The 2,521-nt window shown below is 46.5% G+C and carries 1 protein-coding gene; it reads right to left on the bottom strand.

Going from position 1 to position 2,521, the window contains the following annotated elements; genetic code table 11:
• Positions 1–2,521: hypothetical protein (locus KDK16_RS02100; RefSeq protein WP_257274443.1), on the bottom strand; the 2,521-nt coding region annotated here is incomplete at both ends.

The following is a 2,521-nucleotide window of genomic DNA, read 5'->3' as shown; positions in this document are numbered from 1 at the left end:
CATGTTTATTGCCACTTCCACGGCGTCGCGTTCTTCGGGAGTGGTGTTATCATTCAGCTCAACACCAAGAGTAACTGTTAGATCCTCTTCAGTTTTAGATTTAGAGGAGGTGCGAGCATCTCTGCTTCTCTGAACTCTCTGAGGCGGTTGTTCTTGCTGAGCATTGATGGCCTCAAGTTGTTGACGCAGACGTCCTTTTTTATCATTAATCGTATTGATTTTTTGAATCAGGCGTTCATGTTGAACGAAAACATCCGCATTGTTGTCAAAATTCCAAATGTGTAAGCGTGCGGCAATGGTTGCATGATGGGATTTGATTTCAGCTTCTCTTGTAGTATCTGTTCTGAAGCTTCGTTGCTGAGGATGTTGTCGAGCGACCTGAGCTTTCTCCCCGGAGTGTTGTTGAATGGCTTTTTGACGGACTTCCAGATCAGCTTCGTTGACGGGACTCCGACCGATCTGTCCAACGACGGGTAGTTCTTGCCCAACGGGTGAATCCGCATCTTCTTCCGGTTGCTGTTGAGTGGACTGAAAGCGGGCAACCAGATCGTTTTCATTGACCGGAGTTATACCGGGCAGGCCTTCAGGGAAGGCTAGTATTGCTTTGAAGATTTCTCTATCAGGTGGTTTTGCCCCAGGTAATTTGGTCAGTGCAATGATGTTCTCAAGAAGTTTTCTTCCGGGGAGTTCGTCTTGATCTTGGGGTAGCAGGCTATCATCCTGGTTATTAGTAGCAAAATCCCATGCCATTTGAGCGTTATGAGCGATTTTGGCATCTGTTCTGGCTCCAAGGACTTGTTTTACCTGTGATGGAATCCGATGGACTGCATCCCGTATTTTCTGATTCTGATTCTCCAGATCTTTCAGCTCGACACTTAACAGTGCAAGCGAATTTTCATAGCGTTGCCTGTCTCTCAGTTTTTCCTCATGACTACGAACGGCAATGGCCTTTGTTTCTTCGGCTTGTTCCGTTGCGTAAAGTAATTTTTCGTTTAGCTCGACGAGTTTGGCCTCTTTTACCCGCAACCTCTCCAGATCGTTGTTAAACTCTGACAGCTGTCTGTTCATCATATCGCTCATGACTTTGGAAGCAAACTCTCCGTCTTCCCGGGAAGTGTCGATCTGCAGCTTGTTGATATGGCTGATAACGGGTATCACTTTCTGAATATTCTGAACAAAGTGCGGGTTAATCAGAAGATTTCTAAATACGGGTTTGAAACTGAAGTGTTTTACGAGTTGATTATGCATCCAGATTGGCGTGATGACTGAAGAAACGACTCTGATGTGTTCCAGTGTGAACTCAAATTCATCTGCTCCATGTGGAATAGCACTGGTCAATGCCTGCCGGAGAGATTCATAGAATGCAAGCGCACGCATCGTCAGTTTATCTTCATTTGAAAGTGTTGTGGGTTGATCTGTGTCAGCAGCGGCGTCGAGCCTCCCAGTAAACTCCTCCAGCATTTCCATCTGCCTGCTTCGAATGATGTACAGGTAGCTTTCGAGCTTGTATTTTTTAACGTGTGTCGTTAATGCCGGGGCAGAGTTACTACTCTTATCTTCTTCCCAGTGCTTATGCAGGCTTTCTACAAAAGCAATATCATGGGGATTCTGCATCTGACCATAGAAAACAATAACCTCTCCCGGAGCTTCCTCTACTTTCAGCATTGGATAACCTGCAGGCACAGGATAAACCTGTTTGTCATCCTTGACATGCACAACATATCCGACGGGTTTACTGTATGCCAATAGTTCATTAAGAGCCTGCTGTTGTATATTCTCTCTGAGGATATGAACCTGGATGTAGGCCGAGGTGGCTGCTGCCAGGAGAGCCTCATCATTGACAAAGAGTGATTGACCCAGACGTTGCAGTTCGGGGGGCTGATCACCCCCTGAGATAAGACGCATGAAGGTACGCCCATTCACTTCAACCTTGTCGACTTCAATGGTAGCCAGGGAAACATAGTGATCACTTTTGCCGAGGTTTCCCGCTCTCTCCTCAGCACCTTCCAGCAGCCAGAACAGTTGAGTGTGGCTGGCAATTTTCGTTAACGGTTCCAATGATTCCATGCCAGCCAACTGAGAGCGAACAGCCTCAACTGAGTCCCGATCAGTCATTCCGCTTCTGACTTCAATGACCAGTTCCTTTTCTTCAAGATTATGGGTAAACCTGAAGACTTCCTCATCACCCACCTTCAGGACTTTAATGTATTTTCGGGCAACGTCATTTTCGTCTGTTTCAAACAGATCAACGCTGGAAACACCCCCGCAGAAATCAGAAAGAATATCTGTAAAACCTTTAGCAGGAATGACATAACCTGCACTGACTTGAGCCTGATAAGAGTAGGTGGTTGTGAAAGATCCGGGTATTGGCTGCTGGTCATCACCTAACGTTGGCCGAACAATGCTCTCACTCCGGGTAAACTCCACAGGTCCATTGTCTGTAATATCGATAGATTTTGTCTGCAACCTGCGATCGGCCAGTGCCTGTGTGACAATGATGGAAGAACTGATGGCAATGGCT

The sequence above is a fragment of the Endozoicomonas sp. SESOKO4 genome (assembly GCF_024606275.1).
This window is presented reverse-complemented; position numbering and strand designations above follow the sequence as displayed.